Genomic DNA, 7,170 nt, shown 5'->3' on the forward strand with positions numbered 1-7,170 from the left:
TAGATTCTTTCGGCTTATCAAACTCTTCCGGATTAAAACTTGTATCTCCTTCATCAGAGGTCTTTGCTTTCGAGTTTACATATTCATCAAGCATATCATCAATATCTGCTCTTGTAACTTTTGAACCATCACTAAAATTAATATGGCCATCACGGTCTAATCTTTTTTCGACTTCTTTTACAAAGTCTCTTACTTGTTGCGCTTCAACACTTTGCTCTCTACCGCCGTCCTCTTCAATATCTTTCACACCTTTATTGATTTTGCTTTGCCCGAATCCCGTAGGAAATAACTTCATTAAATCTTCCGGCAATTTCCCTTTCCCAGTAATTGTTTTAGCGAGAAAAGTTTGTTTATCAATTTCGTCAATAGGTAATTTGCTAAATGGTTTTTTCGCCTCTTCATTCTGGATCTCCGAAGTAAGTAAGTTTTCATTTTCGGTTTTACTTCTTGGGAATATTTTATTATCACCGATGAATAGATTATCGCCATCGAAACGGGCATTAATACCCTGCTTTCTTAGTCCATCTACGGCACGATTGATAATGTTTAACGAACTTCTTTTATCACTTGGAGAGGAATTAGGATTATTTCTAAATTCTCTTTCGCTAAATATTGCATCGAGAAGAGGTTTATTTTTATAAAGTCCCTTTACGTCATTATCATCCATTTCTTTGATACCGGATAAACCTAAATCTTCCTCAATTTGGCCCCGCATATCTTTTTCGGTTTTTACTTTGCCGTTATTCTTCTCGGCGAGGGATTCCCTTTCACCGTCAACAGCCGCCAACCTTTCGGCCTCTAACGATTGATCAAGTAATTTTTCATCAACATCCGGCGGATAGAATCTAATCTTACCGTTTACTTTCCTCCAAATCTTTTCCGGGTTCTTCTCACTATAGAGTTGAGCCGAATAACCGTTCTTAAGTTCATCATACTGATCGAAATTTGTGCTTTTGGGTTTTAACGGTTCCGGTGTTGTGTTGCTTGTATTCGCGCCCTCAACATTCGGCGGAACCGTCCGATTGGTTTCTTCTGTTTTTGGCTGCGTTACCGGCTCTATTGGCTGCTCGGTTTGCTCTTTGAAACTTTCTGTACCGGGAACGGTTTTGCCCATGTCAGGCATAGCCGATGGAGTTTCTTTCGATCTTCCCTCAAGTCTATCCAGGTAAGTGAAGAAATCTTCTTCACCAAGCTTTTGTTTCTTATAATCCGCCCATACGTTTTTATACATCTCTCTTTCCGGGCCGGAAGGATATTTGTTCAAAAATTCGTCAACAGTTTTTGCACCACTATTTTTATACACCTCTTCAACTCTGGAGAATTTTTTTCTTTCAGCTTTGGTTTCTAACGGTTTACCTTCTCCGTAAATATCTATTGGAGATTGGCCGCCACCTCTTACCCTTGAACCCATGCCTAATTTTGGCACATACTCATTACCGAAAATATCCTCTAATGCAGCGTTGGATTTCTTCTCCGCGAACTCACCGGCTCTTCCACCAAGAGAAGCGATACCCAAGAACAATCCATTTTGTATTAAATCCTTTGCAAGTAATCTATCTCCTTCGTTTAATCCGTTGAACGCACCAAGATCGTCCAATCCCTTTACCGTTTCTTCCGAGACTAACGAACCAATGCCGACCGGAAGCCCGAAAACAAAAGGAGTAATTTTATTGGCAATATTCTCAGCAGTTTCTTTCTTAATCCCTAATTTTTCGCCGATAACTCCAGCGCCTTTTGCTATGTAGGGTTGAATAACATTCAGCGCCATTACCGGCGGTAACGCGCCTAAAACAGTTTTGAATGTACCGGCGGCGACTTCCCCAAGACCTCTTACGGTTTCTCCACTAGTTTTCAATTCCGGATTTTCTTCTGTTGATAATAATTGCACTATATCGGGCAGTAAATCTTTTGCATTATTTACAATCCGTTTGCCGCCTTGGTAAACCTGTCCCGCACCCTCTACAATTGGCGCTGTGATAGGATCGAACATCTTTCCTTTCGTAATCATTTCAAGAGCATTTTTCATTCTCTCACGCTCGTTAGCGTAAACATCACTTTGTTTCGGCACCGGAATTCTCTTTGCAATATTCGCTTGCTCATCAGTTAAAGGAATATCCGCCATCGGCCTTGCATCACTCTTCTTCCCGGTTACTGTTTGTTCCGGTAGCACAAGGTTATCACTTTCTCTAAAAGCTTTCGAGTTATAAAACTTATTTTCAGCTTTTGAAGATTGTTCCATTGACTTGTTAAAGTCATCAATTGCCTTTTTATAACTTTGTGATTGATAATTTATATCGGCTATTTTTTTGTTATATGCGCCGACTAATTTGTTGGCTTCATCTTGTTGCCCTTTTTGTCTGAACTCAATTACCTTGTTCTTTATTTGGTCAAGTTCTGATTGAGATTTGTTAAGATTATCCTCAAGCAACTTTATTCCGTTTTTCTTTGCATCCTGGGTTTCATAAATTTTTGCTATATGAGCCGGTGTTTTTATGCTGGATAAAGTATCATCACTCTCTACATTAAGATTTCTTTCCGCCAAAGATGGCTTATAACCTTGTAGAATAGAGTCCATAGGTCCGGAAGTTTTCGAGGCATCTATTGTCGGTGTCTCACTCGGCTTACCTTTTATAGTAGTCTCATCGCTAAGAATGACATTGGGGTTTTGTGTTGTAGTGTCCCCAGACGTAATAGAAACTTGGTTTTCTTTCGGCGCTATGTTGTCTGGTTCGTTCCATGTTTTTGTTGCAGATTCTTTTGATAATGGTGCTGGATCATTCCAAGTTTTCCATCTCTCTTGTTTGGCCATTAGAATTGTCCCTGAAATTAAAGAGTCTGTATTTCAAAATATTTTCTTATTAAATCTTCTTCTTCTTTTGTTATGTCTGGATTTGCTTTCTTCATGGCATCATAAGCAACGCGCCAATCAGCTTTGTTCGCATCTCTATATTTTCTCATCCTATCAATAAAATCATTCAGGTTTCTTTGTGTTTTTAGATCATACTTCTTAACCATATCCAGCGCAGATTTAGTATATGGTTTTTTTCCCTGCTCTTTATAATCATCAAGTTCCTTTTGTGTTAGATAGGACTTATCGCCGTTAGAACTCTCAAACTCATATTTCCCCTTATGAATTCCCTCTTTAAGTGGTTGTTTTTCCTTCAATCTAGAAATAGTCTGTATGCCCTGAACCACATTCCCCCAATCACTTGAATAATCAACTTCATCTATTTTGCTGGTATCAGAAGAACTATTATCGGTGCTTCCTTTTGCGCCCTTCGGTAAGTTATGATATTTAGTGTCTACCAAATTATTGTTCCTATCGAAATATGGTACTGCCACCATTCCATTCTCATAATACGGTTTACCCGCCATCCTGAAATCCTTATCCGGATAGTCTTTCTTGTTTTCTTCGCGGCTAATTTCTTTACCGTATTTGTCCCTTGTAATCGCAATCTCGCCGTCTCTAATGGTTTGGTAAGTATTCTTTGGCAAATCTCTATTGGCATCTCCCTGTAAAATACCGGCCATTGTGTTCAATCTTGCTAATCCTTCTTGATCCATATCCGGATTGCTTAATGCGTTTACGAGAATGTTATTAATTATATCCTGTTTCCGATTGTATTTTTCCATATCCGAAATTGGAGTAACATTTTTCTGTTCATAAGTTTTCGATCCGGTAACATCTTCCTTATACATGGCTTCCGGAGAAATTGTATTCATTCCTCTTGGTGCGCTTGCAAGGATATTACTTAATGCCGGAGTAGGGTTTGTTGAGCGCATTGAATTTTGCTGGATGAAATTATTTTGACTTGCTGGATTGAAACTAATCGGCGCTACATCACTTTCCTGAACCGGTTGCCCTTGGCCTAACCCGATTGAACCTACAACATTTGGGACGGCATTTTCAGCTTTATACATCGGATTAGCTTTTTGCTCGGTAGTTGTATTTGTTGCTTTATCAATTTCACCAAAATTCTTTTGCGCTTCGTTTACTTTCCCAAGAATACCGGCAAGAACCTCGGCTTGTTGTCTTTTTCTGATAGTTTCGCCAATCTGATTGCCCACATTTGCGAATACTTGATTATATACATCCCATCCCATTGACTACCTCCGGACGAATACTAAGTTGGCTATAATCTACATGCAAAACACCATCTAAATCTAAAACTGCACTTGGTTTTACTTCTTGAACTGCTTGAGCAATCGTCCCACGGTAACGGTTCGGATCGCTATTCTTATAATTAAATTCAATAATCGGTAATCCTTCTTCGGAAGTCCCTACATACTTAATCTTTTTCTTTGCGCGAATATCAGATTTTAATACACCGGCGCTTGCAACATTAGCCCCGCCTTGAATTAGACCCGGAAGCATATCTCGGAAGAAGTTGAAACTACTTGCTCTATTATTCGCATCACTCTGTTCCCAACTATTTACGGCTGATTGACCGGCTTGATTTTTATTTAGCGCGTTCATGATATTTTGCATAATTATATTCTCTTGCGCCGATGTTGCTCTAAATTTATTGTCGTTTTCCGTCTGCATTAGAGGTACTTCCATCTTCATTCTCTCGGTATCAAGATTTTCTAATGTTTTGGCAAAGTTATCATTTATATTGTCGCTCACACTATTAATTTGATTGTTGAATACACTTCCTCCGGTAATTCCTTGAGAGGCCAATCTTGCGGCAGTATCTCTCTGCCCTCTTTGCACAGTATTTGCAGCCGTTCTTGTTATTGCGTTACTCTGATCGCCGTTTATCTTATCCAGAATCGCACTCATACCTTCATAGCTATTTGGATCTTCATAATTATCAAATAGATTTGTTGCGGTAGTGTTTATCCCACTTAGTTGGCTCCATAAATCTTCTCTTCTTGACATGATATACCTCTGTTTAGATATTATAATTGAAAAATTTTGATGAATCGTTTCCTCTGCCAATTCTCAAACCAATTACGGATATGAAGTATATCGGCTATTTTATTTTCCCACCCTATTGCTTTCCATTCAGACTTATCGCCCTGGTATAGAAGTGCAACTTGAATATTATTTTTCTTGCACCATTCGGCTTTCGATTTATAACGTAAGGAAGAAATATTATGCCATCCGGCTTGACCGAAGATCCAAACGAATGGATCTGTATTCCTCCAATATTTCTCTTGATTCCAATAACTTGTTAAGGTATCGCTACCTAATTTTATTTTGTTTCTTGCAGTATTCCCAAGTTCTAATTTCTTACCAAAGAACTCTCTCTTTTCTGCTACTATCCCGGTATATTCTTCTTCCTTCATTTTGCCGGTTTCAACATAATCCTCGTAGAATTCGCCCAAGTCGAAAAGCATATCATCACAATCTTCAAATTGTTCATAGATTTTTCTAAAAAACCAATTCTTGTCAAACTCTCCCAAACCCCAACCACTACCAAAATTCAAGAAGAACTTGAATCCCATCTTCTTTAATTTGTCGTATCTTTCGCGCATCTCAATAGCAGTTAATTCCTGCAATTCTTCATAAGGAGTATCTTTCGGATTTTCACTTACAACCAATTCCCAATTAGGCGCTATCATATATGTGTTGAACCCTTGCGCTAAAAGTTTTTTCGCAAACTCTTCACTTCTATCCGGGTGCCAAATACCAAGAAATTTCATTTGCTTTTCTTCGCTTTGATTAACTCTTCTTGTTTGGATATTGCATATTCAGTTACTTGTAAATCTATTTTAGCTAATTCCAAATTTTTCTCATCAAGCTCTATCTGTTTTTTCATCTCGTAAAGAGAAGAACTAGTTTTCAATACCCTCATTGCCAGTTCGTTTTTTTGTTTAGTAAGTGTTGCAAGTTCCGTTGAATCTTTATCCACCGGTTTTTCCTGTGCATTAACAAAACTCATAGTTAACAGCCAAAAACTAATTGCCAATAGAATCTTTTTCATGTTTGTCCCTTTTAGTTTGAAATTTTTGTAATATTAAAATATGAACCGACAATATTTATAGATGTTATTTTCGTATTGTCTACTACATAAGATTTGAGTCTTACTGTTTGTCCTGCGCTGATCGTAACAAATCCTGTTCCTCCCGAAGTGTTGTGTAAATAAGTATCGCTAATAACTGCATAAGCGAATGCCTGTGAAGGGGTCGCATTATCTACGGACACGCCAAACCCGATTTCAATATTGCCAGAAATATAAGTAGCGTAGTAATTCATCACATAATCGATCCGATAAACTCCTGCATTCGTTATAGTCAGATAATCTCCATTCGTGTTATCGTCCGTGAATGTGGTGTTGCTTAGATGCCCGCCCGAGATAGTACCAGTCCAACCGTACCAAGTATTACTTGCACTATAATAGATTACATCAGTAGACCAGTTGTGCGTGAAATCTCCATAACTCGGCGCAAAATTCTGAACACTCCCCAACCCTACATCTGTTGCGCTTGGAGTTGAATAGGAGAATGTTCCACTTCCATTATTTTTCAACCAGCCAGAAGCATTTGTTAAAGAACCAATAGAGGTTAAGTTTGTATATGCCGCTTGTTTAGCGTTCAGTTGCGTTTGTATCGAACTTGTTGCATCTAAATAATCAAGCGTTGTATTACTCACAGCAGAAGCCGCAACATATCCCGAGCCGTCCGAGACTAAAACTTTTGAAGCCGTAATCGCTGGCAGATCGCTCATTGCTAATAATCGCGGCGTGAATGAAGTGCCGTCTCCGATTAAAGTATATTTGGCAGTAGGTGAAATGTTGTTTACTTTGGTTATTTGACCGGAAGTGTTAACCTTAAATTGTGCAGCCGACCCTATAGATAAAGAAGTCCCCTCTAAGTTACCATTGGCTGAAAAGTTACCCGTACACTCTAAGATCCCACCCTTGGTGTCAATATACGTTCCATAATAAACACCTGCAGCCGCACGCACACCTATCGAGGCAATAATCGTATTATAATAATTCCACTCTATCGCAGAAGCTCCATATTCTCCTATTGGGTATATTACAAACCCAGACCCTGACATTACAGCTCTTGCCCCACTCGCCGCAGTCTGTATCGTCCCACCCGTGATAGTAGCGCCAGTTAAAGCACCGCCTGTTATAGTTGCTGTTGAAGTAATATTACCTCTAAAATAACCAGTCCCACCGCTTGCTAAAGTAATGTTAGGTGTTGTATTTGTTCTTA

6 protein-coding genes are annotated in these 7,170 nt (G+C 39.0%); all 6 read right to left on the reverse strand.

Annotated features, from left to right (window positions below):
- On the reverse strand, positions 1 to 2,809 hold a 2,809-nt coding region (locus tag ACYC56_RS10575; RefSeq protein ID WP_461374145.1), incomplete at its 3' end, for a hypothetical protein.
- A gap of 17 nt (positions 2,810 to 2,826) precedes the next feature.
- A complete protein-coding gene (locus ACYC56_RS10580) occupies positions 2,827 to 4,104 on the reverse strand; it encodes a hypothetical protein (protein ID WP_461374146.1) in 1,278 nt (425 codons plus the stop codon).
- Positions 4,085 to 4,882 (reverse strand): tail fiber domain-containing protein, encoded by a 798-nt coding sequence (locus ACYC56_RS10585; RefSeq protein ID WP_461374147.1) that lies wholly within the window; start codon positions 4,880 to 4,882, stop codon positions 4,085 to 4,087. Before ACYC56_RS10585 ends, ACYC56_RS10580 begins: the two co-directional genes overlap by 20 nt.
- A gap of 20 nt (positions 4,883 to 4,902) precedes the next feature.
- A complete protein-coding gene (locus ACYC56_RS10590) occupies positions 4,903 to 5,649 on the reverse strand; it encodes a hypothetical protein (protein ID WP_461374148.1) in 747 nt (248 codons plus the stop codon).
- Positions 5,646 to 5,930, reverse strand: a complete 285-nt coding sequence (locus ACYC56_RS10595; protein ID WP_461374149.1) for a hypothetical protein — start codon at positions 5,928 to 5,930, stop codon at positions 5,646 to 5,648. Before ACYC56_RS10595 ends, ACYC56_RS10590 begins: the two co-directional genes overlap by 4 nt.
- Before the next feature lie 11 nt (positions 5,931 to 5,941).
- A partial coding sequence (locus ACYC56_RS10600) for a hypothetical protein (RefSeq protein WP_461374150.1) occupies positions 5,942 to 7,170 on the reverse strand: 1,229 nt, incomplete at its 5' end.

Source organism: Candidatus Aquicultor sp., from assembly GCF_054640775.1.